This is a genomic window from Allorhodopirellula heiligendammensis (assembly GCF_007860105.1).
Classification (GTDB): domain Bacteria; phylum Planctomycetota; class Planctomycetia; order Pirellulales; family Pirellulaceae; genus Rhodopirellula; species Rhodopirellula heiligendammensis.
Window position 1 is genome coordinate 337,788 of sequence record NZ_SJPU01000003.1, and the last position, 25,403, is coordinate 363,190.

General features: G+C 56.3%; 22 protein-coding genes. 11 read left to right on the forward strand and 11 right to left on the reverse strand.

The genetic code is table 11. The features are described 5' to 3' along the window. Positions 1 to 5 precede the first annotated feature (5 nt). The 7 genes from Poly21_RS21265 (at position 6) to Poly21_RS21295 (ending at position 5,151) form a co-directional block, all read left to right on the forward strand. Positions 6 to 260: a EutN/CcmL family microcompartment protein gene (locus Poly21_RS21265; RefSeq protein WP_146409070.1), complete on the forward strand. Its 255-nt coding sequence runs from the start codon at positions 6 to 8 to the stop codon at positions 258 to 260. A gap of 60 nt (positions 261 to 320) precedes the next feature. Continuing rightward, the gene (locus Poly21_RS21270; RefSeq protein ID WP_146409071.1) at positions 321 to 1,031 is read left to right on the forward strand and encodes a hypothetical protein; all 711 of its coding nucleotides are present in this window, start codon (positions 321 to 323) and stop codon (positions 1,029 to 1,031) included. Continuing rightward, positions 1,028 to 1,333 carry a EutN/CcmL family microcompartment protein gene (locus tag Poly21_RS21275; RefSeq protein WP_146409072.1) on the forward strand — a complete coding sequence of 102 codons (306 nt, stop codon included), beginning with the start codon at positions 1,028 to 1,030 and terminating at the stop codon, positions 1,331 to 1,333. Before Poly21_RS21270 ends, Poly21_RS21275 begins: the two co-directional genes overlap by 4 nt. A gap of 50 nt (positions 1,334 to 1,383) precedes the next feature. Continuing rightward, positions 1,384 to 2,256, forward strand: coding sequence for a class II aldolase/adducin family protein (locus tag Poly21_RS21280; protein ID WP_146409073.1), 873 nt, complete (start codon positions 1,384 to 1,386; stop codon positions 2,254 to 2,256). Between the two features lie 162 nt (positions 2,257 to 2,418). Beyond that, complete coding sequence (locus tag Poly21_RS21285; RefSeq protein ID WP_146409074.1) at positions 2,419 to 3,354, forward strand: lactate/malate dehydrogenase family protein; 936 nt, start codon at positions 2,419 to 2,421, stop codon at positions 3,352 to 3,354. Positions 3,355 to 3,750: 396 nt separating this feature from the next. Continuing rightward, positions 3,751 to 4,026, forward strand: coding sequence for a hypothetical protein (locus Poly21_RS21290; RefSeq protein WP_146409075.1), 276 nt, complete (start codon positions 3,751 to 3,753; stop codon positions 4,024 to 4,026). A 270-nt stretch (positions 4,027 to 4,296) separates the two neighbouring features. Next, positions 4,297 to 5,151: a glycosyltransferase family 2 protein gene (locus Poly21_RS21295; protein ID WP_146409474.1), complete on the forward strand. Its 855-nt coding sequence runs from the start codon at positions 4,297 to 4,299 to the stop codon at positions 5,149 to 5,151. Between the two features lie 194 nt (positions 5,152 to 5,345). Here the strand turns inward: Poly21_RS21295 and Poly21_RS21300 are convergent, their stop codons facing one another. Then, the gene (locus Poly21_RS21300; RefSeq protein WP_146409076.1) at positions 5,346 to 6,107 is read right to left on the reverse strand and encodes a PIN domain-containing protein; all 762 of its coding nucleotides are present in this window, start codon (positions 6,105 to 6,107) and stop codon (positions 5,346 to 5,348) included. A 227-nt stretch (positions 6,108 to 6,334) separates the two neighbouring features. Here Poly21_RS21300 and Poly21_RS21305 point away from each other — a divergent pair, with 227 nt between their 5' ends. Beyond that, positions 6,335 to 7,267, forward strand: coding sequence for an RluA family pseudouridine synthase (locus Poly21_RS21305; RefSeq protein WP_146409077.1), 933 nt, complete (start codon positions 6,335 to 6,337; stop codon positions 7,265 to 7,267). Between the two features lie 307 nt (positions 7,268 to 7,574). On the opposite strand, the gene gnd is transcribed toward Poly21_RS21305, so the two are convergent. The 3 genes from gnd to Poly21_RS21320 form a co-directional block, all read right to left on the reverse strand. Continuing rightward, entirely contained in the window at positions 7,575 to 9,047 is a 1,473-nt protein-coding gene (gene gnd / locus Poly21_RS21310; RefSeq protein ID WP_146409078.1) for a decarboxylating NADP(+)-dependent phosphogluconate dehydrogenase, read from the reverse strand. A 149-nt stretch (positions 9,048 to 9,196) separates the two neighbouring features. Further along, entirely contained in the window at positions 9,197 to 10,507 is a 1,311-nt protein-coding gene (locus tag Poly21_RS21315; RefSeq protein WP_302120033.1) for a threonine/serine exporter family protein, read from the reverse strand. Continuing rightward, on the reverse strand, positions 10,500 to 10,973 hold the full coding sequence (locus Poly21_RS21320; RefSeq protein WP_146409079.1) for a MarR family winged helix-turn-helix transcriptional regulator: 474 nt from the start codon (positions 10,971 to 10,973) through the stop codon (positions 10,500 to 10,502). The genes Poly21_RS21315 and Poly21_RS21320 overlap by 8 nt, the downstream gene beginning before the upstream one ends. A 113-nt stretch (positions 10,974 to 11,086) precedes the next feature. On the opposite strand from Poly21_RS21320, the gene Poly21_RS21325 reads away from it, so the two are divergent. Together Poly21_RS21325 and Poly21_RS21330 are read left to right on the forward strand one after the other, a co-directional pair. Beyond that, complete coding sequence (locus Poly21_RS21325) at positions 11,087 to 12,475, forward strand: efflux RND transporter periplasmic adaptor subunit (protein ID WP_496109476.1); 1,389 nt, start codon at positions 11,087 to 11,089, stop codon at positions 12,473 to 12,475. Continuing rightward, positions 12,476 to 15,622, forward strand: coding sequence for an efflux RND transporter permease subunit (locus tag Poly21_RS21330; RefSeq protein ID WP_146409080.1), 3,147 nt, complete (start codon positions 12,476 to 12,478; stop codon positions 15,620 to 15,622). A 124-nt stretch (positions 15,623 to 15,746) separates the two neighbouring features. Here the strand turns inward: Poly21_RS21330 and Poly21_RS21335 are convergent, their stop codons facing one another. From Poly21_RS21335 to Poly21_RS21345, 3 genes are all read right to left on the reverse strand, one after another. After that, the gene (locus tag Poly21_RS21335) at positions 15,747 to 16,052 is read right to left on the reverse strand and encodes a carboxymuconolactone decarboxylase family protein (protein WP_302120038.1); all 306 of its coding nucleotides are present in this window, start codon (positions 16,050 to 16,052) and stop codon (positions 15,747 to 15,749) included. 39 nt (positions 16,053 to 16,091) lie between these two features. Further along, positions 16,092 to 18,125, reverse strand: coding sequence for a thioredoxin domain-containing protein (locus tag Poly21_RS21340; protein ID WP_146409081.1), 2,034 nt, complete (start codon positions 18,123 to 18,125; stop codon positions 16,092 to 16,094). A 143-nt stretch (positions 18,126 to 18,268) separates the two neighbouring features. Next, entirely contained in the window at positions 18,269 to 19,555 is a 1,287-nt protein-coding gene (locus tag Poly21_RS21345; RefSeq protein ID WP_146409082.1) for an ATP-dependent helicase C-terminal domain-containing protein, read from the reverse strand. Between Poly21_RS21345 and Poly21_RS21350 the strand changes: the two genes are divergently transcribed. Further along, on the forward strand, positions 19,556 to 20,920 hold the full coding sequence (locus Poly21_RS21350) for an IS110 family RNA-guided transposase (RefSeq protein WP_302120041.1): 1,365 nt from the start codon (positions 19,556 to 19,558) through the stop codon (positions 20,918 to 20,920). A 745-nt stretch (positions 20,921 to 21,665) separates the two neighbouring features. Here the strand turns inward: Poly21_RS21350 and Poly21_RS21355 are convergent. The 4 genes from Poly21_RS21355 to Poly21_RS21370 form a co-directional block, all read right to left on the reverse strand. Next, positions 21,666 to 23,042, reverse strand: a complete 1,377-nt coding sequence (locus Poly21_RS21355) for a helicase-related protein (RefSeq protein WP_146409083.1) — start codon at positions 23,040 to 23,042, stop codon at positions 21,666 to 21,668. A gap of 248 nt (positions 23,043 to 23,290) precedes the next feature. Then, a complete protein-coding gene (locus tag Poly21_RS21360; protein WP_146409084.1) occupies positions 23,291 to 23,884 on the reverse strand; it encodes a phosphatidylglycerophosphatase and protein-tyrosine phosphatase 1 family protein in 594 nt (197 codons plus the stop codon). After that, on the reverse strand, positions 23,881 to 24,714 hold the full coding sequence (gene panC / locus Poly21_RS21365; protein ID WP_146409085.1) for a pantoate--beta-alanine ligase: 834 nt from the start codon (positions 24,712 to 24,714) through the stop codon (positions 23,881 to 23,883). Before panC ends, Poly21_RS21360 begins: the two co-directional genes overlap by 4 nt. Positions 24,715 to 24,880: 166 nt before the next feature. Next, entirely contained in the window at positions 24,881 to 25,327 is a 447-nt protein-coding gene (locus tag Poly21_RS21370; RefSeq protein ID WP_146409086.1) for a bifunctional nuclease family protein, read from the reverse strand. Positions 25,328 to 25,403: the final 76 nt, after the last annotated feature.

Here is a 25,403-nt window from a genome sequence, read left to right on the forward strand (position 1 = left end):
CGCAAATGCAAACGGCCAAAGTCATCGGGCATGCCCGCGCTACTGTCAAAGATCGATCGCTGGTCGGCCGTCGGCTGGTGATCGCCCAAATGCTCACGCTCGATGATGGTCCTGACGGGCCGCCACTATTGATACTTGATCCACTGGGTTGCCGCGTCGGCGATCGGGTCATGATCACCAGCGACGGAACAGCGGTGAGCGACATCACCGGCAGCGAATACTGTCCAGCACGCTGGAGTGTCTGCGGCATTATCGACTGATGTCCTGGAAGCTCATTCAGATTTCTATTTTCATTCTCGTCTAGGTTGCCTCTCCCACCCGTGTCTCGCATCGTTGCTCGCCCAGCCGATTCCGCCCTTCCGGACACCTCAATCGATATTGAGGCAATCGTCCGTCGCGTGCTGATGCAGTTGCGCCCCGAAACTGCGAGCGGCGACGCGAGTGCTCGGAGCGAGCCAGCGGTGCCCACGTCACTTTCATTCGACGCGGGTGTTTGCTCGCTCGAAGATATCAACACCATCGACGTATCGATCAAGCACTTGCAGCTCTCCAGTCGCACGGTGGTTACCCCAGCGGCCCGAGACGAGTTGCGCCGCCGCGGGATCGTCACTGAAAAATCAGCTGCCACGTCGAACTCCGACCGCCATCGTTCAAAGCCCCAGCCGGGCACGCGAGCAATCAACTTGCAATGTGATGGCGAAGTTGCAGAACACTTGTTCGCAGCCGTCAAGAAGCAGGTTCGCACTCGCGGTGTCCGACTGTGCGATCGAGCATCAGTCGAAGTGATTTTATCGAGCCGGCCTGCGACGACGGCGCATCAGCGGACCGGCCCGGATCGCTGTGTCGTTGCGATCAATCGAGTGGATGACGTTTCCCGGTTCATCGCCGAACTCAGTCCCAACACCTTCGTGCTCGACATCGCGCACCTGCACTTGGTAGCCATCGCCACCACGATAGCCTCCATTGCCAAACCAACGTCGCAAGCGTTCACATCGATACCCAGGATCACCGTAGCCGGAGGCCTGTCATGAAGATCGCTCGAGTGCTCGGTAATGCGACGCTCAGTCGCATGCATCCCATGATGCACGCGGCCACCTTGCGATGTGTGGAAGTCGTCGAGCGTATCGACGACCTCGATGCTGCTGCGTCTGGCACCGCCGTCACAGGAACCGATTTAATCATCGCTTGGGATTTGTGCGGTTGCGGTGAAGGTGACTTCGTTGCGCTTGCCGAGGGCCCCGAAGCCGCAGCACCGTTCGGACCGGACGTGAAGCCCATCGATGCTTCGATCGTCGCGATTTTAGACCATATCGATATCCAGTCTCCAAACTAACCTACTGACTCTTTGCCGGTCATTTTCTTTCCAACCCCAAAAGCAAGATCATGGATAATATTCACAAGATCAAACAAGACATGTGCGACATCGGCAGCCGGATTTACAACCGGCAATTCGCTGCCGCTAACGACGGTAACATCACTGTCCGCATCAGTGAGAACGAAGTCTTGTGCACACCGACGTTGCACTGCAAAGGGTTCCTCAAACCCGACGACATTTCATTGGTGGATATGACGGGCAAACAACTCTCCGGACGCAAAAAGCGATCCAGCGAAGCACTGCTGCATTTAGAAATCTACAAACAACGCGATGACATTCGTAGCGTCGTCCACTGCCATCCGCCGCACGCGACAGCGTTTGCGATCGCACGCGAGCCGATTCCGCAGTGCATTCTGCCGGAAGTCGAGGTGTTTCTCGGCGACGTGCCCATCACCAAGTACGAAACTCCTGGCGGGCAGTCCTTCGCCGACACAATCATCCCGTACGTTAACAAAACCAACGTGATGATCCTCGCCAACCACGGCACCGTTTCCTATGGCGAAACAGTCGAGCAGGCGTACTGGTGGACTGAGATTCTCGACGCCTATTGCCGCATGTTGATGCTTGCCAAGCAGCTCGGCAATGTGTCCTACCTCAACGAAGAGAAGTCGCGAGAACTGCTCGACCTCAAGCAAAAGTGGGGTTATGCCGATCCCCGCAATACTCCCGATTACAAGGACTGCGATATCTGCGCCAACGATATCTTCCGGGAGTCGTGGGCCGAGACCGGTGTTGAGCGTCGCGCCTTCGCACCACCGCCTCCGATCAAGACATCGGGAGATGCCAGCAGCAACGGTAAACCTGTTTTGCCCGCCGGCGTCGATGAAGCTCAGCTCGTCAAGGCGATCACCGACGAGGTCATTCGACAAATGGGAAGATAACGATTCCTAGTTTGCTGCTAGCTTGGGACTGGTCTCTTGAGCGAGCAAACTACGGACGGTGCACCCCAAAGATCGCGGGCGGGACAATCGTCCTATCCTACTCATCCTCTCACTCAACCCCAAAGCTGGCCGTAAATCGCTAGCAGCTAGTAGCTAAAAAAAATGAAAATTTCAATCATTGGCGGTGGCGGACTCGTCGGTTCATGCGCCGCATATGCGCTCCAGTGTGGCGGCTTGGTAAACGAGATCGCGCTGTTGGACGTCAACGAAGAACTCGCCGTCGGGCATGCATTGGACCTGCGTCATGGCTCGACGAGCATTGCCAACCAAACGTTTGCCGGCGGCGGATATGAGCACATTCCAAGCAGCGACATCATCTGCATTACCGCGGGACTGCGTCGCAAGCCCGACGAGTCACGCTTGGACTTGATCAATCGGAACACCGATTTGTTCATGCAGATCTTGCGCGATGTCAAAGCTGCGGGGCCCAAGCCTTCGGCGATCGTGCTGGTAGTTAGCAACCCCGTCGACATTCTCACCTATGTGGCGGCGGATAAACTCGATCTGCCGGTCGGCCAGGTTGTCGGCCTCGGTACGCAGCTTGATACGATTCGCTTCTGCTCGCTCATCGCAGAGCAACTGCAGGCACCACCCACACAGACCAAGGCGTTGATCCTTGGTGAGCACGGTGAGTCGATGGTGCCAATTTGGAGCAGCGCGACGATCGCTGGGTTGCCTTTGGAAAAGTATCCTGGGTGGACGCCCGCCATGGCCGGAGAGCTCTTCACGCGCACGCGGGGCAGTGGTGCCGAAGTGATTAAGCGCAAAGGCGGAGCTGGCTTTGCCGTCGGCATCGCGATCCGCGACTGTGTCGATGCGATCGTGCTCGATTCACACGCAGTGCTCCCCGTCAGCAGCGTGCAAAACGGTTGCTACGGAATCCGAGACGTGGCCCTGAGCGTTCCGACCGTGCTCGGGCGAACCGGCGTGCAAGCCACGATGGAGATTGACTTGTGGCCGAAAGAGGTGCAGGGGATTCGTGCCAGTGGTGCGGCGCTGCGTAAGACTCTCGACACCGTCATGCAACGGGTCAAATAATCACGCGTGATTTTGTTCGGCAATTGCACATCGGTGGCATCATGCGACTTCGTCACCGACTCTTTTCTCATCGCCCCTGACGAATGATTTCTCATCTGACGTGGCGCCTCGGGCCACGCGTGTGTAAAGGAACGCGGGGCAAAGCCGGACCGCTCCCACGAGATCTTCTCGCGTGATCTGCGGCCAACGCGATGGCGGATCGCGATGATAAAAACGGCGAGCCAGTTTCACTTCGTGTGTCCCTGACGCTCGCATTGTCGATTCCAGATCATATCACCAGAACGCTTCATCCATGAGACGCTTTGGAAACCAAGTCTGTTGACAAAGTGAATTGTCAATCAGTTATAAAAACTGCAAACCGCAAGGAATCGACTAAAAAAAAGGGAGTGACGATCCGTGTCTCGAACATATAAGTTCGGTGGTGGCGTCCTTCTATTACCATCTCCCGATGACTCGTACACATTCATTGTGACGTACCATGAGACAACGCTGTCCTACGCGTTGACTAACGACTTGGAGATCAGCGACTTGACGACCATAAGGATTGTCGCTGGAAGGAAATTGCTGCGTGAGCGGTGTGTGGTGGAAACGACGTCTTTCGAGGTGAGTGAACTATGCACAGCGTGTTGTTTACTCGATCAAAATGCATCGTCGACACTCCGTTGGGAATAGCATGGAATTCGCAAGATAAGTGTTGGCCAAGGATGTCGATCGAGACGACCGACTCCCTCGCTGGCGTTTGCGAACTCCGTTTGGTGAAGCTCCCAAGAATTTGTCGTTAGCCGTCCGAAAAGTCAACAACAAAGTGGGGAGATGTTCCATAGATTTTTGGAAAGAGCGCGTTTGAGCGTGAAAATTACGGTATGTTTGTGAGAAGTTTTTTTTGTGCAAAACTCGTCTGAAAGTGATCTGGGGCTGATCCTCCCGCCTGCCCTGCGCACCATGAATGAAGTCCCCCTCTCCTCCGCCCCTACACCGCCTCATGACACCGCTGCAAGTGGTCCAGTTGAACGCTGGTTCGCGACGGAATATGTCGAGAAAATGCAGCGTTTTCTGGGCCCAAATGCGTGTCGGCGGCTGGCGATCTTCGCCCTGCCTCCCGGCTTTGTGCTCAGCGTAATCGTGCCGGTTTACAACGAGTGCGCAACGGTCAGCGATGTCCTCGGGCGTCTGCGTGACACCGGGTTGCCACTGCAAATTATTCTCGTCGACGACGGCTCAAACGACGGCTCATCGGACATTCTCGATGCCTGCAGCCTGAGCCCCGATGTGCGGTTGATTCGACATCCCCATAACCGCGGCAAGGGCGCAGCGATTCGCAGCGGAGTCGCAGTTGCAACCGGTGATGTGATCGTGATTCAAGATGCTGATAGCGAGTATGATCCCGACGATATACGAGGACTGTTGCAACCACTCATCGAGAACTCTGCCGATGTGGTCTACGGAACACGTTATGGGCATAGCGATCGCCAGGTCTCACCGTGGTGGCATCAAAGCGTTAATGGATTCATCACGCTTTTGGCCAGCGTTGCAATTGGTCCCAAGCTCAGCGATGTCGAGACATGCTACAAGATGTCAACACGTGAATCCTATCAAGCGATTTTGCCGCAATTAAAAGAGGATCGCTTCGGGATCGAAATTGAATTAACGGCGCGTTGGGCTCGACATGGCCTTCGCTTTGCCGAACGTCCCATTCGGTATCAACATCGATGGTACGACGAAGGCAAAAAGATCACTTGGAAAGATGGCGTGTCAGCGCTTTATTGCATTGTGAAATATGGAATTTTCCGCCGCTGAAAAACGCAACCTACCATAGCGCACGGTACTCACGGACTATTGATTGAATCGACGTTGATGAGGCCAATGTGAGCCGAGTGCTGTTAGACACCGGATAGCGTCGGTTGCCCGGCAGCTTACGCGTCTCGGCTCACTCACTCAATAGAAGCTCAGGACGAGGGACGGTGTTTCCGGAGTTATGAGGCGTGGTGAATTCATTCGAACAGCTCTAGCTGTATCCGATCACTGTGGCGCCGGCTCGATTTTGGTTTAGCAAATTCTGGCAGTGCGAGCGGCTCAGTTTTCTGTTTCTTCTTGGGGGCTAGCGCAGCGTACTTGTTTAGCAGCTGGTCGTCGTAGCGTGGGACATTGTTGGCAGCGAAACCGATGGCGCCAGCGTCCTCGAGTTCCGTCAATGCCAACATGCCAGCTTCAGGACTCGGCGCCCTCGCTTTAGCGACTGCGTGCAAGGTGCGCCGTCGTTTGGGACGCGAGTTCGCTCCGCGGCCGCACAATGAGCTCGCGAGTCGACTGGCCGCCGACGATACCGTAGCCTGCGATTTCTCTGGCGATTCGGGAAGTTGGGAGGAGTCGATCCGGTCGGCCTGGAATCCACTTCGCCGGAGTAGACTGACGGCGTGGTCGAGATCACGGTCCTTGGACGCGATTTTAAAAATGGTGTGTCGGGGCATCTCTGAGGACAATCTGCCGGCGACGAAGGTGATCCCAAAATCTGCCGCATTTTTGCCAGGCGGCATGGCCCAGATTTCAACACGACCCTGTGCCACTAATTGGCCCAGCACTGCGGCGACCCCCAAGGGCACACGCGGCTCTCGACTGCCGTGCGCAGCAATGATCAGGTCGTACCGTTGCGATGTCTCGGCAAGATCGAGGATTTCGTGCGGACAGTTATCCAGATCAATGAGCAGCACGCAGGAGCGGTCGCTCAAGTCGGAAGCCGGATTGGGACGCTTCACTTGTAAACCAGTAGCGCGAGGTGAATGGTTTCGATGCCGATTCTAGTGACCTTCGCCTGACCTCGCGCGGCATTTGTCGACTTTCCAAAGAAACTCATTGTTGCTACGCCTTCATTTTGCAGCAACTTTGCCGATTATGCACATCCTGATTATCGGGTATAAAGACGCGAAAACGCTCTGTCGGCAAGTTGATGCCGCTCCCATCGCGATCTACATCTCGGATTTCCATGTCGCTCAAAGTCGTTTCCCAAACTGTCACCGAGTCCAACTTTGGCAGGGCGGACGCGTTCGTGCGGGAGCTGTGCGCAACTTCGCACAGTCAATCGCGGGGTATGTTTGATCGCGGCTGCGTGAGCATTAATGGGGAGTCATGCAGCAATCCTGGCGCACCGCTTGAGGTGGGCGATGAGGTCTCTGTTTCGTACGATCCGACGCAACGATACCGCGAGAAGAAAACGAGAACTTGGGACGACCGCACCTTCACCATTGCCTATGAAGACGAGCATCTGATCGTCGTCGACAAGGCCGCTGGGACGCTCACAGTCCCCACCGATCGTGGAGACCCGAACACTCTTGTCGAGCGAGTATCGGTGTACCTTAGCCACTCACGCACCGAACGGGAGGCGTGTTTAGTGCACCGCTTGGACCGCGAGGTTAGCGGGCTGCTGATTTTTGGCAAACATGCAGCAATCGCCCAACTCTTAATCGAGCAGTTCAAACTGCAGAAACCGCAGCGGATCTATAATGCGATCGTGGCGGGGAAACTGGCCGAGCAGGAGGGGACGTTTCGCGCGCATCTCGCGACGGGCAATAATCTGGATCGCTACGTCACGACACCTTTCAAGGATTCCGAAGAAGCGATCACGCACTATCGGGTGTTGAAAGACTTGGGCGACACAACGCTCGTCGAGGTCAAGCTGCAGACAGGCAAGCGAAACCAGATTCGAGTGCAGTTTGCCCATGCCCTGCATCCGGTGCTTGGCGATCTGCGCTATCGCCCTGATCTCTCGCAACACCAACGCTGGATTCGCAAGCGAATCGCGCTGCATGCAACCTCGCTCAGTTTTGTCCACCCCGTCACGGGCGAAGAGCTCAGCCTGCACTCACCGTTGCCTGCCGCGATGTCAAAATTCATCAAGGGCAGCCCGAAGGTTCCTTGATCCCGGAAGGATCGCCGATCCCGGAAGGATCGTCGTCGTTGGCGAGTAGGAGTGACGCCGCGACGACTGCTGAATTTCCGACCTCTCGGTGGGCGCCGATGCGGGGCGACGTCGATTTAGAATTGACGACTTACTCCTCGCGAAAACCGACGCCGCCTCGCAATGAGCGTGGCGCGCTGAGTGGATTGCTAGAGCGACTGGCGCCGCTCCTTGACATTGCGATTGCCGGGCTATGAAAACCCATGGCCGTGCGTGCTGCCTGCCGAACGCATGAAATCAGCGGATCACTGGCAAAACCCCAGCGGACTCAGACAGGCTTACGAAGATCCAGCCATTCGCTATGGAACACGCCTTCACGATCAACTCGCTGGTAGGTGTGGGCACCAAAATAGTCCCGCTGGGCTTGCAACAGATTGGCGGGGAGTCGCTCCAGGCGATAGCCGTCGTAGTAGTTCAGGGCGGCGCTGAAGGCCGGCACTGGGATGCCGAGTAGCGAAGCGGCAGAGACGACTGCTCGCCAACCGGCCTGGGCATTCTCGACAGCCTCTTCGAAGAACGGATAGAGGAGCAGGTTTTCAAGATTCGGCTGCTCGCCAAAGGCTTCCTTGATGCGATCAAGGAACTGGGCCCGAATGATGCACCCCCCCCGCCACAGCAATGCACACTGGCCGTAATCGAGTCCCCAGTCGTGTTCGTCAGAGGCAGCTTGGAGTTGGACAAAGCCCTGGGCATAGCTAACGATCTTCGATGCGTACAACGCGTTCTCAACGGCATCGATGAATGCCTGCTTGTCGCCGACCAATTTTTTCGCCAGTGCCGCCATCTCAGGGTTTTGGGACGCCCCAGGTCCATTGAGTTTCTTGCTGGCACGCACACGAGCGTCCTTCTGAGCGGACAACCCGCGGGCGAAGACCGCAGTCGTTACCAGCGTGCTCGGGACGCCAAGGTCCAGCGCCAGTTGGCTCATCCATTTTCCGGTACCCTTGGCGCCAGCGACATCGAGGATTTGATCGACGAGATAGCCGTCGCCACCCTGATCGTCTTTGGCGCTGAAAATGTCGCGCGTGATCTCGATCAGGTAGCTCTGCAGTTCGCCCTCGTTCCACTTGGCGAATACATCGTAGAGTTCGTCATTGGACAGACCACCGAGTTCGTGCAACAACTGGTAGGCTTCGCAGATCAACTGCATATCGCCGTACTCGATGCCATTGTGGACCATTTTGACATAGTGGCCGGCACCGCGGGGGCCAACCCACTCGCAGCAGGGAATGTCATTGTTAGGGCCTACTTTTGCCGCGATCGCTTGAAACATCTCTTTGATTTCAGGCCATGCCGCCTTGGTGCCGCCCGGCATCAGGCTCGGCCCCTTCAACGCCCCTTCTTCTCCACCGGAAACGCCCGCCCCGACATAGAGCATCCCAGCAGCTTCCACGCGTTTGGTTCGCTCTTCGGTATCGGTGTAGTAGGTATTACCCCCATCGATGATAATGTCGCCTTCGTCGCACAAAGGGATCAGTTGATCGATGATCGCATCGACTGCTGGGCCAGCTTTGACCAGCATCATCAGTTTTCGTGGACGGGCAACCGCAGCGACGAAATCTTCCAGGCTGTGCGTGCCGACAAAGTTCTTGCCTTTTGCACGGCCAGCGATTAGCTCGTCAACCTTGCTGGTTGTTCGATTGTATACGGCCACCTTGTAGCCACGGCTCTCCACGTTGAGGGCCAAATTTTCGCCCATCACGGCCAAGCCGATCAGCCCAAAATCACAGTCACCACTCATATCTCGCGTCCACTCAGGGGTAGGTTGTCAGAATACATTCGATCGAAATGTTGGCGGGATTCTAAATGGTTCAGAGTCGTTCGTGAAGGTGTACGGCATCGCCTCCCCCCCAACCCCCTGGGCGCACCGCGCGGCCACCGCGGTTAAGTTCAGATGAGGGGCGGAATCGACCGATTTCGATGCCCGGATAACATAGGGGCGATGACGTCGGTCGTCAGCAAACCCGCGACGATCGAGATGGTCGTCAGCATCATCGTCGACACGATCCGTAAGCCGCCAGGGACGTCATTGTTGAGGATGATCGCCGACAAGCCGAAAAAACCCAGACTGCCGGGAACGAGTAGGATCAATGCAGGCATGAGCGTGATCGCCGGCGGAATATGTCGCCAATGCGAGATCAGATGGCTACAAACACCTGCAATGACCGCAGCGGCCCATACGGCAGCAAAGGGCTGCAACCACCATCCCGCCAAGCGAAGTGAGCCATAGCCCACGAATGCCGAAGTCAACACCCACGCAATATCACGGTAACGGGCCTGAAAAAGGACCGCCAGCGACAATCCCAGCGGCAAAATCGAAATCATGGACGTCGCTATCTCCGGCGCACGTGCCGCCGATGAAGGCGGGATCGGCATCAGCGAATGGATCAGCGCATGGCCCATGTAAACGCCGAACACGAGGGTTAGCAGTGACATCATTGCTCCCGCGAATCGTGCGGAACCCGATGCTAAATTCTGCGTGGCCAGCTCATTGATGCTGATCGTGAGTTGTAGCCCTGGGACCAGGACGATCAAGGCTGCGAGCGAGGTCAGTTCAACGCTGCTGCTTGTGAATCGCGTCTGCACGAGACTGGCGACGATATAGGCGCCAATGGCCGCAATGATATTGATCAGATGAGCGGGACAGTTTCGCTGGCTCAATCCGATCAGCAGTCCTCCGGTTAACAAGCCAGTCGCGCCGGCGGCGGCTACCACCGTGGCATTGCCTCCCACGAGCAACCCGAAGCATGCCGCGGCGATACCGCAGGCCAGGACCTGCAGCGGCTGGCTGTAAGTATTTGCTGTCGATTCGAGCGTCTGAATTCGCTCCCAAGCCTGGGGCACCGAAAGGCCCTCGTGTTCGATCGCTCGCTGCGTCGCATAGAAGCCCGCGTATCGCCCCAGGTTGGTGTCACATGGGTAGACCCGTAGCAGTCGCGTCCGCCCCTCCTCGTGAGCGAAGGTGATGAACAGAGATGTCGGGGTGGAAAAAAAGGTGGCAGGACAGCCCAGATATGCAGCAACATCCTCCATACGCTGATCGAGCTCGTAAGCCGGTGATCCGCTGGCGTGCAGGTTGCGAGCGAGTTCAATGATGACGCGCTCCGCTGGAACGCTCGCGGAATTATTGTGATCTCTGTCGTCGGTGAGGGCCGAGGGTGGTGTCGTCGAGGGGTGCGTGACCGGGGGCATGTTAGTCATCACTCGCGGCTATCGACTCACGCGTTTTTTCGAGCAATTCGAGCAATTGCTTCAGTTCTTTAGCGGTGATTTTTTTGAGTAAACTTTTTTCCAGTTCGGCCAACGCGGGCAGGAGCGAGTCGGATAGTTTTCGCCCCTTGCGGGTGATCGAAACATAGACGACACGTCGATCCGCGACACAACGATGGCGCTCCACCAAGGCATGCTTTTCCAACTGGTCAACGAGCGACGTGATCGCAGGCACTATCTGGATCATACGGTCTGCTATCTCGCCGCAAGTCAATCGGCGATCGGCCAGCGCTAAACTCCGCAGCACATTGAAGCGGGACAGGGTCAAGTCATGTTCACGGAATAGTCGCGCCAGCCGATTCTCGATTTGATCGCCAGCACGTAATAGATTGAGCAGCGTCTCCTGCTGGATCGACGAGTAGGGCGCTGGTCGTTTAAGTTCGTCTTGCAGCTTCATGACGAATATCATAGCGATTGGTTATTGACTGACAAGTATTTGATTAGTAAAATATTTTCCCTGCCCACGCGGGGATTTCGCATGAAATAAAAACGAGCAACAGAAGATCATTCATGAGACTTGCTGAAACAACGAGAGTTCCTTCCCAGTATGCCCCTCCCCGCAGTCGGTGGGTCGTGCTGTTCGGGCTGCTTGCCGTGGTCGGTTGCAGTCGCACGGCGCCACAGGGGGCCGCGCCGCCCCCGATGCCGGAAGTCACGGTTGCCAAGCCAATTGTCAAGAAAATCGTTGAATGGGATTCTTATTCCGGCAGGCTCGAGCCGATCGAATTCGTCGAAGTTCGCAGCCGCGTGGGTGGTTATCTTCAGTCGTTGCACTTTGAGGAGGGCGAGATCGTTAATAAAGGCGATCTGCTCTTCGTAATTGATCCGCGGCCCTTCGATGCCGAGTTGAAATCGATGGAGGCCGCGATGAGTCAAGCCAATGCTCAGCTCCTCCAGGCCCAGGCCGGGGTCGCTGAAGCGGAGGCCCAGCAGTTGCAATCCGATGCTTCCGTGAAGTTGGCCGATACGCGTCTGAAACGAGCGCGAACCTTGATGAGCCGCGACGCGACTAGTCAAGACGAGTTGGACCAACGAGAGGCTGAGTTCGATCAAGCCAATGCCGATCAAGCAGCGAGCCGCGCCAAAGTGAACTCCGCAAAGGCGATGATTGATGCCGCCCAGGCAGCAATCGAGTCCGCGAGTGCGGGCCTCGAAGCGGCAAAACTCAACGTCACCTACTCCAAGATCATCGCGCCCATCACAGGCCGGATCAGCAGTAATTTTGTTGACCAGGGCAACCTCGTTAGCGGGGGTGCGTCAGCAACCGCGACACTGTTGACGACCATCACGTCAGTGGAACCGATTTACTGTACGTTTGACGTCAACGAACAGGAAGTTCTCAAATACATTCGCTTGGCCGCCTCGGGGAAACGTGGGAGCTCGCGTGAAGTCCGCAACCCTATCTATCTCGGACTTGTCGACGAGCAAGGGTTCCCACATCAAGGACACATTGACTTTGTCGACAACCGCTTCGACCCTGCCACGGCAACCATGCGCGCTCGGGGGATCTTCCCCAATAAAAATCAGGTGCTGTTTCCGGGGATGTTCTCGCGGATTCGCATTCCAGGAAGTGCTCCTTATGAAGCTGTTTTGATTCCTGATTCTGCAATCGGAACCGACCAAGCCTCGCAGTTTGTGTTCATTGTTGTGGACGGATTGATTGAGCGAAAACAAGTTGAGCTCGGTCCGCTGGTGCATGGACTGAGAGTGGTTCGCGAAGGGCTATCTGGGGATGAGTCTTTGGTCATCGAGGGGCTGCTGAAAGCGCGACCTGAGTTGCAAGTCAAAGTGGATCAGCAGGAAATCGAGGTGATCGAAGACGGCCTGCCCGATGAATATGATCCCGTCCCCAAAGAGGAGTGGCTTTCTCTCCAGGTCGATAGTGAGGAGGCAAAGTAAATGAAATTCCCTCACTTCTTTATCGAACGCCCCATCTTCGCGACCGTGCTATCGTTTTTGATCGTGCTCGTTGGTGGGATCACCTATGTGTCACTGCCGGTATCCCAGTATCCCAACGTCGCTCCGCCCACGATTCTCGTGCGTGCGAGCTACCCTGGGGCAACGCCGCAGGTCATCGCTGACACGGTTGCCACTCCGATCGAACAGGAGATGAACGGCGTCGACGATATGCTGTACATGGAATCGTCTTCGAGTGCCGACGGCACCATGCAGTTGACGGTTACCTTCAAGCTTGGCACGGATCTGGATGATGCTCAGGTGCTCGTGCAAAACCGGGTGGCCGTGGCGTTGTCGAAGCTGCCTGAGCAGGTGCGGCAAATTGGTGTCACGACCACCAAGCAGATTCCCGACATGCTGATGGTGGTGCATTTGAAGTCGCCCGACGAGAGTCGCGATGAGCTCTACATCAGTAACTACGCATTCTTGCGAGTTCGCGATGCCCTGATGCGGCTTGACGGGGTCGGTGAGATCCGCATTGCTGGCGGTAATGAATACGCGATGCGAATTTGGCTGGATATCGAAAAAATGGCGCACGTCGATCTGACGGCGGGCGACGTGATCGCGGCGATTCGTGGCCAAAATGCGCAAGTCGCGGCGGGCGTTATCGGGCAACCTCCGATTGATTCCAGCGGTGATTTCCAGCTCAATGTGACCACCCATGGTCGCCTGATCGAAACGGAGGAGTTCGACGATATCATCGTCAAGCGTGGTGAGGACGGTCGCGTTACGCGGCTCAGCGACGTAGCACGCGTTGAGCTTGGCGCGCAGGACTATTCCCGTTTGAGCTACCTCGATGGCAAGCCCGCGATTGCCGTGCTCGTGTATCAGCGTCCGGGAACCAATGCGGTCGATACCGCTGCGGAAGTCAAGCAAACGATGCAGGATATGAGCGAGACCTTTCCTGAGGGGATTGGCTATGAAATTGCTTACAACCCAACCGACTTTGTGGAAGAATCCATCGCGGAAGTGTTTTTCACGCTGCTGATTACGACGGCCTTCGTGGTGTTGACAGTGTTCTTGTTTCTACACCATTGGCGACCGACAATTATTCCGGTGGTGGCGATTCCGATTTCTCTGATCGGCACCTTTGCGATCATGCAGTTGCTCGGGGTCACCCTCAACACGCTATCGCTCTTTGGGCTCGTTTTGGCGATCGGGATCGTCGTGGATGATGCGATCGTTGTGGTGGAAAACGTCGAGCGGCTCATCGCGGAAGGGCTCTCGCCTCGCGAGGCTTCGCACAAAGCAATGGATGAGGTCGGTTCGGCCCTGATTGCAACCACCCTGGTGTTGATCGCCGTGTTCGTTCCGACTGTTTTCATTCCCAGCATCAGTGGGAAGTTTTATCAGCAGTTCGCATTGACGATCTCAATATCGACTGCGATCTCGACATTTGTATCGTTAACCTTGACCCCTGCGTTGTGCGCGCTCTTGCTGCAACCGCGAAACAAGGAATTGAGCCGTTCGGGCCGCATCGCCGATTTTCTATTCGGCTGGTTCTTCCGTTTGTTTAACCGGACCTTCGATGCGACGAGCAACGTCTATGCGAGCATCGTTTCGCGGTTAGTGCGTGTATCGGCGCTCATCCTGTTGATGTATGCCGGCCTCTTGGTCGCGACTGGATTCAGTTTCTCATTGGTGCCCACCGGATTCATCCCGGAGCAAGATCAAGGATATGTCATCGTCGCCATTCGCTTGCCCGACGGTGCTGCCTTATCACGCACCAATGAGGTTACGAAGGAGGTTGCGGCGATGGGCTTGAAGATCGATGGGGTTGCTCATGCGGTTGGTATCGTGGGGTTGTCCGGGTCGACTTTCACGATCAGTCCGAACGCTGCAGTTGCGTTTTTACCTCTTGAGGACGCCAAGGAACGTGCCGCTCGAGACCGTGGGGTTGAAAAAATTGTCGCCGATATGCGGGCAGCGGTGTCAACCATCAACGAGGCGGAGGTGTTTATTATCCCGCCTCCGCCGGTGCGTGGGATCGGTCGCGGCGGTGGTTTCAAGATGTATGTCCAGGACCGCAGCGGTGCGGGCTCGCGAGTCCTCAATCAGGTTGCTGAAGAGATGGTCGGCAAAGGAAACCAGGAGCCAGGAGTCGCGCAGGTCTTCACGAACTTTCGGATGAGCGTCCCACAGGTCTACGCGGACGTCGATCGTACCAAAGCGGAGATGCTAGACGTTCCCGTCAACCGAGTGTTTGAGGCACTGCAGGTCTACCTCGGTTCGGTCTACGTCAACGACTTTAACCTGCTCGGCCGAACCTACCGGGTGGTCGCACAGGCGGAGCCTGAGTTTCGTGATGAGCCATCGGATATTTTGAAACTGCGAACCCGCAGCGCAAGTGGTGCAACCGTGTCGTTGGGCTCGGTTGTCGAGGTCGATCAAATCGCTGGGCCGGATCGATTGGTGAGGTTCAACCTCTATCCTGCCGCTGACGTCAATGGAAGTACCATGCCGGGTTTCAGTACCGGACAGTCGCTGGCGTCGATGGAGAATCTCGCAGCGAGCACATTGCCTCCCGGTTTCGGATACGAGTGGACAGAACTGGCCTACCAAGAGAAACAGGCCGGCAACACGATCGTGTATCTATTTCCCCTGGCTGTATTGTTCGTGTTCCTGGCGTTGGCGGCACAGTACGAGAGTTGGTTATTGCCATTGGCAATCGTGCTGATTGTGCCGCTGTGTCTATTGTTCGCCATTATTGGAATTTGGTTTCGCGGAATGGATAACAATATCCTGACACAAATTGGATTCATTGTGCTCATTGGACTCGCGTGCAAGAACGCGATTCTGATTGTTGAATTTGCCAAAGCCGAAGAAGACAAGGGCAAAGACCGCTTTACCGCAGCAGTCGATGCCTGTCGGATGCGCCTGCGTCCCATTTTAATGACGGCGTTCTCGTTCATCCTTGGCGTCATCCCGCTATTGGTTGCTACCGGTGCCGGCTTTGAGATGCGCCGCGTGCTCGGTACGGCCGTGTTCGCCGGGATGTTGGGCGTGACGATCTTTGGGCTGTTTTTAACGCCAGTGTTCTACGTCGTGCTTCGACGCTTTGCCAAGAAGCCTGCCTCAGACGCATCATAGACTTCCTTTTCCAGCGGATGGGGCCCTGTCCAGTCCGATCCGCTGTCCGGTCCGATCCGTGACCCTTGAGTGACCGCCGCCAACAGGCGCGGTCGGTCGGGGCGGCCCGGGCAATGCTCCTGGGCTACTTATCCAACACGTCTTCGACCCAGCTCTTCGCTCGCATCATGGTGGGGAATCCGATCGTCGGAGCCGTCAATAGTGCGACGTGCCGCAGATCGTCTCCACTGCAGCCTGCCTGGAGCGCCTTGCGGGTATGAGAGTGAGCTCCGCCTTCGAGCCCGGCGGTGATTGAGATTGCGAGTTTAACTAACGCGACTTCCCGAACTGAAAGGGGCCCAGACTCGCGAGCGGCTTTGCCCATTGCCTCGTAGGCCTGCATGAATTCAGGAAAATCCACATGCATCTTCTCGTAGCTCTTGGGAATCATGGCTGCGTTTTCTCTTTAGAAACGAATGGATTGTGAGTGTCACGGGTCGATCATAGGTGACTCACAGTGATAATCGCGGCAACGATACAGTGTACAGGAATCGCCCAGTGGTGCCTTGCCGGCAATTAACGCACCCGCCAATGGCGACTTTGCGGACGATCCGTTGGGGCGTACCCAGGCAATACTCAGGCCCGGTCGGTACGCAGCGATTTGCTGCCTCGCGATGCTGGTGATGCACGCCCCTTCACTGAGCGCGATCACCAGCTCGCCTTGATGGTGGTGCAGTTCATCGAGCACACTGATCAAGGCTGAACAGGCTCGAGACTGAGTGCGGATGACTGTTTCCCCAGCGCGAAGGGTGTCACTGGCAGCTTTATAAAAACGCTCGCTTCCCGTTAACCGAGCCAGTTTCAGCAATGCCATGGATGCAGCAGCGTTGCCGCTAACAAGCGACCCATCATGCCAGTCCTTGTTTCGCGTGATCAGTTCGCCGGAATCGTTGGCAGTGTAGTAGAAGCCTCCATCGCCCGCGTCGCTGAATCGGTCGACTATCTCATCGGATAGGGCGACCGCCTGCTGCAACCACGCTTCGTCGGCAGTCGCCTCATAGAGAGTGATCATTGCTTCGGCTAGCAACGCGTGATCATCCACAAATGCCGTTCCGGGGGCGGTGCCATTCCGGTACACGTGCAACAATTTCCCGCTGTTGTCTCTCATCGAATCGTGAATGAAGTTGGCCGCTCGCGTCGCAGTTTCCAAGTAGTCGTCGCGTCCCATCACGACACTCGCAATCGCAAATGCTCGAATTGCGAGTGCGTTCCAGGCGACAACAATCTTATCGTCTCGCTGTGGTTTGACTCGTTGTTCGCGATGAAGGTGGAGCATTTTGCGACCTTCAGCGAGCTCGCTATCGAGTTCATCGAGTGGGATGGAATAGGTGTCCGCCCAGTCGGCCAAGGGACGCGGCAGATTGGCGATGGAGTGGCCCTCAAAGTTTCCTCGCTCGGTGATATCGTACACCTGGCAGAATCGCTGGCCTCGTTCCGGTCCGAGCACGTCGGCCACGTCCGCTGGATGCCACACATAAAACTTGCCTTCGACGCCTTCGCTGTCAGCATCCTCGCTGCAATGAATCCCGCCCGATGAATCAATCAGGTCGCGTTGCACATAATTCAAAATCTCGGCGGCCACCACGCCGTGTCGAGCCTGCCCAGTGACCTGCATGGCGCGCGTGTAGATGATCGCGAGGAGGGCATTGTCGTAAAGCATCTTTTCAAAATGCGGGACCAACCAACGCCCATCAACGCTGTATCGTGAAAAGCCTCCGCCGATGTGGTCTCGGATTCCTCCCGAAGCCATTCTATCGAGCGTGAGTTCCACCGCGTCAATCAGACGGGTGTCGCCGGTTCGCGATCCCACGCGTAACATCAACTCCAGATCGGTTGCGTGAGGAAATTTAGGAGCACTGCCGAAGCCACCCCATGTTTGGTCGACGGTTTTGAGCAGTTGCTCGACGGCCACGCCGATACGATCCGCCCCCGGAACCCGGTCTCCGGTCGCTCCCGTGCCGATGGCGAGCTGCTGCAGCGCCTCGGTGATCTCCTCCGCATGAGTGGCGATGCTATCGCGACGATGCGTCCATGCATCGACCAGGGCGTCAAGAACTTGTGGAAAACCTGGCATCCCGCCTCGCGGTGTCAACGGCCAGTAGGTGCCCGCGTAGAAGGGACGCCCCTCATGGTCCAAAAAGACGCTCATCGGCCAGCCACCGTGCCCGGTCATCAACTGCACCGCATTCATGTAAATCTGGTCGATATCAGGGCGTTCTTCCCGATCGACTTTGATGCTGACGAAGTGTTCATTCAGGTACGCCCCGACCTCCTCGTGCTCGAAACTTTCATGCGCCATCACGTGGCACCAATGACACGCGGCATAACCAACCGACAGAAAGATTGGCACGTCACGATCGCGTGCCAACTCAAACGCTTCATTACCCCATGGCATCCAGTCGACGGGATTGTTTTGGTGTTGGATCAGGTAGGGGCTGAGTGATTGGGCGAGTCGGTTTGCCATGAGAATCCTTAGGCTGGAAAGTGACGAATCGATTGGGTAGCTGGTTTCCCCGAGACTCCGTCGGAGGGGCTGGACGGGCTTGGAGCCTGGCAAGGAGTTGCTGCATCCTCCACGTGTCGGTTCAGCGTGTCGGAGCGACGCTCCTACTGGCGTGGTTTCAATCCATTCGGAGTCGCTTGCGCAGTTTGGGGGTCTTCAGGCCAATGATGTTTTGGGTACCGGCGCCGTAACTCTTTGCGAATCTCGCCGTATGTGTTATTCCAAAAACTTTCAAGATCGTCCGTGATTTGCTGGGGGCGACGATTGGGACCGAGCAAGTGCAATTGAACCGCGACTCGACCGCCAAGAATACGCGGCGTGCTCTGCCATCCAAAACACTCTTGGATCTTGGCCTCAATCCAAGGAGGACGTCCCGGGGCATAGCCGATCTTTACCCGATTGCCACTCGGTAGCAGCAGGTGTGTCGGCGCATCGGTTTGCACACGCTGCCAAACATCATAACCGATCTGCCCAATCAGATAATCCTTCCAGGGGGCTCGCCGGAGTTCAGCGAACGAGCGACGCCCGTGACAAAGTTCTCGACAAATCTGTTTCCAGAGCCTGTCCGGTGCCAGTGCGTCAGGTGTTCCGCTCCCACCAGAGTTCGCGAGCGTCAATTCGATCCTGAACAAACATGCCGCGACGTTATTTTCGTCACCGGGCGCGGTGTCGGGAACCACACGTTCGGGAGACCGACAGGCTTCTGCGAAGAGGCATTGCGCCGTTGCTTCGCTATCGCGACATGCAATCGGAGTTTCACTGAGAACGAGATCCACGTACCGCCTGATTTCGCGGCAGATGACCACCTCTCGCTCGGAGTCAAATCCCACCTCAATCCCCACATCGATATGCTCCTGCGGCAGCCAGGACGCGTCGATGGCAACGGAACCACGCACTCGTGACTGCGACGAGCCTCCATCGACATCGTAGCAAACCAGAAACTCAGCTGAAGAATCTAAGTGCGGCACTGCCAACAATCCGACGACGCCTCGGCGGCCGACCATCACGCCACGATCAGGGTCGCTATCGCGTCGCATGACAACCCGGTCCGGATAGGCCGCTAGCAAGGCGAGTGCGATTGACTCATCGAACGATTGTTGCAGGTCTGTTGCCGGTGGAGGTTCGTCTGGTAGAGATCGCTCGATTTGTTGGGACACTCGGCGAAATGCACTACGCACACCATGCGGCTTATCAACAATCCATTTTGCTTTCTCCGCGAGCGAGAGTCGGTCCAGTTCGGGCGAGTCACGCTCAAAAGAATCCATGTAAGTCCAAGGTTTGACGGGTGGGAGCCATTCGTTAAAAAACTGGCGACTCAAACCCGTGATCTGGGCAGCTTGCGGCTGCCCGTCACATTCGCTCCACCCACCAAACACATGGACTGAAATCACATGAAGATTCTCGCACTTGACCTCGGCAAATTCAACTCCGTTTGCTGCTTTTTCGACTCCAAAACTCGCAAAACGAAGTTTGTCACGACACCCACTACGAGAGAACACTTCGGTGTCATCTTCCACGACACCAAGGCCGATCTGGTCGTCATGGAGGCCTGCGGCCCCTCGGGATGGATCAATGATCTGGCACAACATCAAGGGCATGAAACACTCGTCTGCTCCACCAACGAAGAAGCCTGGCGGTGGGCCAACGTCAAACGCAAAACCGATCGTGACGACGCTCTCAAGCTCGCTCGGATGGCCGCCATGGGCGAACTCAAAGGCGTCCACACACCGACGCTGGAACATCGTGAGTTCCGATCGCTCGTCAAATACCGCAAGACTCTCGACGGACGAATCAACAAAACCAAGAATGCCATCCGTGCTTGGTTCGTTAACCACGGGATCGAGATCGCCACGGGCGAGAAAGCCTGGTACTCCGGTCGCGAGCACATCAACTCGTTTCGCAAACCCCTGGCTGACTGCGGACCTGACGAACTTTGGAAAGGAGAGCTCGACATCGAACTGACCATCCTCGATTCGCTGACCGAGCAACTCACTGGTGTCGTCAAGAAGCTCGAAGCGATCGGCAAGAATGACGAACGCATCAAGCGAGTCCAAACGATCCCCGGAGTCGGACCACGAACCGCTGAAATCCTCGTCGCGTGTCTCGACGACCCGCACCGCTTTGAAAACGGACGACAAGTGTCGGCCTACTTCGGCTTGGTTCCACGTCAGTATCAATCCGGCGAAACGGATCGCAACGGACGCATTACCAAGCGTGGCAACCCGCTGGCCCGAACGATCCTCGTCGAATGTGCTTGGGCGTCGCTGCGATACAACCCATGGGCCAAAGGTGTCTACGAGAGGATCTGTGGCAAGCAAAAAACACGTAAGAAGAAAGCTGCGATCGCGTTGGCTCGCAAGATCGCTGTGATCGCCTGGGCGATGCTGCGAGACGAAAAGGATTGGGATCCCAAGCAAATGATCCAGGTCACTGAATCGTTCGGAAGGATGCCGACGGGGCTCAAGGACTCACTGCAAAACATGAAACCCAAAGAGAATGCAGATCAGCGAAAAAGTCGTCTTCGCAAGGAAGCCCGCGCGGCGAGAGAGGCCGCCGAGAGGGGTGCTTCAAAAACAACTGGGCAGAATCCCGTGAAGAGAACGAGCACTGGATCTGCCAAACCGACCGCTTCCAAACGCAAAGCGACCAACTCGCCGGCGACGCGCTCGCCTCGGTCCACTTCTCAACCCAACGAGAAACGACAAACGAAAACCTCCAAGCCACGGCGAGCAAGAAAGCCAGTAATCCCTGCCTGATGCTCCGACATCGGCGTAACGAATCGGCCTTGCTCGCCTTCTAATCAACTGATGAACCCAAGCCTGCAGGACAACCAGAACGGGCTGACTGATGTGAAAACATCGTCGTAACGAATCGGACCTGCTGGCCATTTAAACCATCTCATTACTCCAACCCTATCGTCATTCTTTCAGTCAACACCAACACCAACCCCGATCACCCCAGGAGCCCGCTGCCAGCCCACGACACGAACCACCAAGGAACAGACCTGCCCTCCGTACTGAGCACCGACCCAAGTTGATGCGGACCGTTCGATCTAGGATCGATCCATTGCAAAGGATCGTTAGAACTATCCGACACATCGCCCTAAAGAATGTGCCGTACCGAAGGAAGACCACTTGCTGCTCATTGAAGCCTTCAGGCAAGTGCTCGCCGAAACACGTCGCCAGTCTGAATCAAGTGGCTGGAACCGTGCAAGGATAACTGAGGGGACGCCGCCATCATGAATCATGTTGGCCCACCAGGACCAAGAGCGTTCACACCTCGAATAGTCGTTTAATCCAGCTCCTTACCCGTTCGTGTCAAAAGCCGTTGATGCATCCGTGATCGACATCAACCGAGATGGAAACCGGTGCCATTCACCTGCGCCTTTTTTCGGTCGCCATGCTCTGGCGAGCGACCGAAAAAAGCCTCCGGCGAACGGCACCTCACCTCCACCAGCGGAAAAAAAAAGAAGTAAGACAAAAAACAACCCAACACCACTTGTCAAACCTTGGACTTCATAGTCGGGTTGGGTTCACTCAACAATGCCGCTGCGATAGCTACCTGGGAGGGGTGCAGGTACTGCCGTGCGGCAAGTGCGAAACGTGCGATCCGAGGATCTAAAGGCAGAGCCGCGATTCGTCTCCCCAATGCCGTTATTCGTCCCTGCGGATCAATCGCATCGAGCAGTTGCAGCCGCTCTTTGGCAGCGAGGAGGGAATGCTCCGGAGGCGGTGTCAGCCAAGCAAAGGACTCGTCGACCGCCTCGCCCAGGCACGCCAACGTCAACACCGTCGCAGACAGATCGCCTCGTAAGATTTCGGGACGGTCGTACGTGTCTCGCGTGCGGTGTGCGGCGGCTGACCACAGGCGGTGGGCGACCCCTGGTGCGGTTCTGCCAGCCCGCCCCGCTCGCTGATCTGCTGATGCGATCGAGATCGGGCGAGTCTGTAGGCGGGTTAACCCCAGTCGAGAATCGAGAACGGGGATCTTCGCCAATCCTGAATCCACAACGGCCGTCACGCCTTCCACTGTGACAGAGGTTTCGGCAATGTTCGTCGATAGAATGAGTTTGCGTCCGCCGCTGTTTCCACCCCGAATCGCATCGTCTTGCTGCTTCGGCGACAGCGAGCCATGCAACGTCACGATCTCCACGTCACGACCGAGCGGTAACGAGGCCAACGCACTGCGAACGCGGTGAATGTCAGCCAAACCGGGTAGGAACACCAGCACATGTCCCTTGGTCTCTTCGACCGTGTGAGCGATCACTGGCGTTATGACGCTCTCGAGTCTCTGGTTCGGAACTGCGTCATGATGAGTGATGATCACCGGATAGCTTCGGCCCTGGCAGGACACTGGCACGGCGCCAGAGCCGAGGTAGTCCGCAATTGGTTGCGGATCGAGGGTGGCCGACATCACGATCAGACGCAAATCATCGCGAAGTTCCGTGCGCAGTCGCTGCGTGAGTGCGAGTGACAAATCGAGATCAATGCTGCGTTCATGAAATTCATCGAGAATCACGCAGCCCGCTCGCTCGAGCAGCGGGTCGGACTGCATTCGTCGGAGAAACATCCCCGTCGTCATGAGTAACACTCGCGTCGCTGCGGATTCCTTCCGGTCCAGTCGAACGTGATACCCGATCGTTTGCCCAACGGGCTCATTGAGCGAGCGGGCGAGAAACTCGGCGACGCTGCGGGCCGCCAATCGCCGTGGCTGAACGACCCAAATCTGTTGACTGCCAAGTGTTTCCTCAGCCATCAGAGCCAGCGGCACGCCCGTCGTCTTGCCCGCCCCCGGCGGTGCTTTCAACACAACCGGATTGCCGCGGGAGACCGCTACAAGCACTTGCGGTAACACCTCGTCGATCGGCAGACGGCTCAAAACATAACCTCGGATATTAATCTAATTCTATACCAGCAGCTCAGGCAGCCGCGTGTCGATCGTACACGGTTGATACAAACCGGCTCCAGACGCATGCGACGCAATACGAAGGAGGAAAACTGCCATCAGCTTGGCGACCTGCGTTATCTCAGCGTGCAAAACATGCTCGACCTCGGCGAAACTACCCCACCCTCGTGTTGCATATCCAGCGAGTGATCTCACTGATCCGCAAACTCATCGGGAGGCGTTCATGCTTGACTTGAAATGTCTGGTTCGGTTGGCAGTTTCAAATCGCCGTTGGCTGCTTGTGCGAGATTGGCAACAAACTCGTTGACGACCGCACGCTCAGTCAAACGCGGGTTAATATGCGGACGTTTACTCAGCAAGAGTGCCTGTGCCTCGGCGGGGCTCAACTGACGATGCTCAATCAACCAGCAAATTGCCACTGTGGCACTTCGTGCGCGGCCCGCTTTGCAGTGGATATACACCACCTCGCCAGCTTGCACGTGTTTGTCGACGAAATCAACCGCCTGGCGGACGTTCTCGATCGTTGGATGGGTGAAATCAATCGTCGGAATGTGCAACTGAACAATTCCTAAACGACCGTACTCCTCGATTGGCCCCGTATACTCCTCGCAAGTATTCACAACTGCGCGGACCCCGAGCGACGCGAGTGTTTCCACGTCGCGGGTGAAGGGGCGAGCGCCGACAATCACATGGTCGTCGATAAAATCCCACCAGCGGCGTACTTTCAATACCCGTCCCAGCATCACGTTCCATGCGAGCGTGGGATAAAAGACAGAGCCGGCATAAAGACGGTCGTAGAATGAGCGTGTTTTCATAGGACTCGGTTATCCAGCAGTCGCGTGTTGCCAACTCGAGCGGCGATCAATGCCACAGCGGGACGTTCAAACTTTCTCATCGGTTGTAAGGACTCTGAATCCGCCACGACCGCATAATCAACACTGTCACAGTCCGATAGTGACTCCAGCATGATCTGCTCAATCGCCGCGGTGTTAATCTCGCCGGCGGCGACTGCAGCTGCCGCACGACTGAGTGCACGGGGGATCGCTAAGGCAGTGACTCGCTGTTCATCGCTGAGGTACCGGTTGCGGCTACTCATCGCGAGCCCATCCTCATCACGAACGATTGGACATGGCACAATCTCCGTCGGGACATTCAGGTCTCGCACCATGTCTTGGATAACTCGTAGCTGCTGAAAATCTTTCTGACCAAAAAAGGCGGCACTTGCCGGAACGATCTGCAGCAACTTCATCACTACCGTCGTAACGCCGCGAAAGTGGTCTGGCCGCGACTGGCCTTCGAGCGACAAGCCAACCGGCGACGGCATCACGAAACTTCCAAACCCCGCTGGATACATACTGGCATTGGTGGGCAGAAAAACGGCATCTACTCCTTCACCTGCCAGAAGCTCGAGATCATGTTGAAGCGGTCGCGGATAGCGGCTGAGATCTTCATTCGGCGCGAACTGGGTCGGATTTACAAAGATACTCACAACACACACGTCACACTGGGATTTGGCCTGCCGCGCCAGCGATAGATGCCCTTCGTGCAGCGCACCCATGGTCGGCACGAACCCAATGGATTGAGATTCAGCGTGTCGTTCACGGCACCACGTCCGCATCGCGTTGATGTCTGAGAAGGAGTTCAAGGTGAGAGAGTGGGAAAAGGGGGAGATTGCCGTCAGACCGCACCGTCAGTCTGCACTCATTTCAAGTCATGCCAGAACATAACCATGGTACGAATCTCGATTCTGCATGTGACGCACATCAGGCACCGCTAGAACCTCAATTCGAGTTCATCGAAAGACATGACAGCTAGAACTCAGGAGGCTCGTCGACATCACCTTCGGCGGTTGTTCCAGTGGCACTGGCCAAGACTTCTTCGGCAACGTAAATCGGCAGCGGCGGGTCGTACGTCACGGCGACCGCGATGGCATCGCTCGGCCGTGCATCGACTTCGATGATGTCACCTGTCGACGTTCGCAGATTGAGTTGAGCAAAATAAGTGTGCTCACTCAAATCACTAATGACGATACTCTCGATGACCGCGTCGAGCGACTCGGCAACCGAGACAATCAAATCGTGTGTCAATGGCCGCGGTGGAACATAGTCCTGCTTGACACGACGCTGGATATTAGTGGCTTCAAAGATCCCGATCATGATGGGAAATTGACGTTCGCCATCGACCTCCTTGAGATAGATGACTTGATTATCGGTAAGCTCGGAGATAATGATCCGAGCGAGCTGCATTTCGACGCTCATGAAATATCCCGTTCGAGGATGATGTGGCCGGATAAGACTTAAATTAGGGCGTATCAATTAACAATGGATCACGCGT

Bases quoted from the DNA above. Each gene is read 5' to 3' on its own strand.
- Poly21_RS21265 (WP_146409070.1), top strand. From the start codon at position 6: ATGCAAACGGCCAAAGTCATCGGGCATGCCCGCGCTACTGTCAAAGAT.
- Poly21_RS21275 (WP_146409072.1), top strand. From the start codon at position 1,028: ATGAAGATCGCTCGAGTGCTCGGTAATGCGACGCTCAGTCGCATGCAT.
- Poly21_RS21280 (WP_146409073.1), top strand. From the start codon at position 1,384: ATGGATAATATTCACAAGATCAAACAAGACATGTGCGACATCGGCAGC.
- Poly21_RS21285 (WP_146409074.1), top strand. From the start codon at position 2,419: ATGAAAATTTCAATCATTGGCGGTGGCGGACTCGTCGGTTCATGCGCC.
- Poly21_RS21295 (WP_146409474.1), top strand. From the start codon at position 4,297: ATGAATGAAGTCCCCCTCTCCTCCGCCCCTACACCGCCTCATGACACC.
- Poly21_RS21305 (WP_146409077.1), top strand. From the start codon at position 6,335: ATGTCGCTCAAAGTCGTTTCCCAAACTGTCACCGAGTCCAACTTTGGC.
- gnd (WP_146409078.1), bottom strand. From the start codon at position 9,047: ATGAGTGGTGACTGTGATTTTGGGCTGATCGGCTTGGCCGTGATGGGC.
- Poly21_RS21315 (WP_302120033.1), bottom strand. From the start codon at position 10,507: ATGACTAACATGCCCCCGGTCACGCACCCCTCGACGACACCACCCTCG.
- Poly21_RS21320 (WP_146409079.1), bottom strand. From the start codon at position 10,973: ATGAAGCTGCAAGACGAACTTAAACGACCAGCGCCCTACTCGTCGATC.
- Poly21_RS21325 (WP_496109476.1), top strand. From the start codon at position 11,087: ATGAGACTTGCTGAAACAACGAGAGTTCCTTCCCAGTATGCCCCTCCC.
- Poly21_RS21330 (WP_146409080.1), top strand. From the start codon at position 12,476: ATGAAATTCCCTCACTTCTTTATCGAACGCCCCATCTTCGCGACCGTG.
- Poly21_RS21335 (WP_302120038.1), bottom strand. From the start codon at position 16,052: ATGATTCCCAAGAGCTACGAGAAGATGCATGTGGATTTTCCTGAATTC.
- Poly21_RS21340 (WP_146409081.1), bottom strand. From the start codon at position 18,125: ATGGCAAACCGACTCGCCCAATCACTCAGCCCCTACCTGATCCAACAC.
- Poly21_RS21350 (WP_302120041.1), top strand. From the start codon at position 19,556: ATGAAGATTCTCGCACTTGACCTCGGCAAATTCAACTCCGTTTGCTGC.
- Poly21_RS21360 (WP_146409084.1), bottom strand. From the start codon at position 23,884: ATGAAAACACGCTCATTCTACGACCGTCTTTATGCCGGCTCTGTCTTT.
- Poly21_RS21370 (WP_146409086.1), bottom strand. From the start codon at position 25,327: ATGAGCGTCGAAATGCAGCTCGCTCGGATCATTATCTCCGAGCTTACC.